Raw genomic sequence first — 390 nt, forward strand, 5'->3', positions numbered from 1 at the left:
TCTTCCGGGAGGCACAGGACAAGGACCTCCTGATCGGACGGTCGATTGAGGGCGGTGCAGCGGCCGCTGTGTACGCCGCCTGCCGGTGCAATGGCCTCGTGACGATGGAGACGGTAGCCGATGTCGCACGGTGTTCTGCATCGCACGTCTGGAACTGCTACCGGACGTTCTTGGTGGAACTCGATCTCCCGATTCCAGTGTCGCTTCCGGTGGACTGGGTGGCGCGGATTTGTTCGGACCTTCCATTCGACGTTGCCCCGAACATTCGCCAGCGGGCACTCGAACTCGCAGAGCAGGCGACCGAGTCCACCGAGATCAACGGGCGACCAGACGGTATCGCAGCCGGCGCTCTGTACCTCGCCGGGAAAGAGTCAGACATCCGGCTCACGC

At 63.3% G+C, this 390-nt stretch carries 1 pseudogene; it reads left to right on the plus strand.

The window, feature by feature from the left end:
- Positions 1–390 (plus strand): annotated as a pseudogene (locus IL252_RS17500) (transcription initiation factor IIB family protein); the annotation flags it as partial.

Origin of the sequence: Halomicrobium sp. IBSBa, from assembly GCF_017612575.1 — an archaeon.
Taxonomy (GTDB): domain Archaea; phylum Halobacteriota; class Halobacteria; order Halobacteriales; family Haloarculaceae; genus Halomicrobium.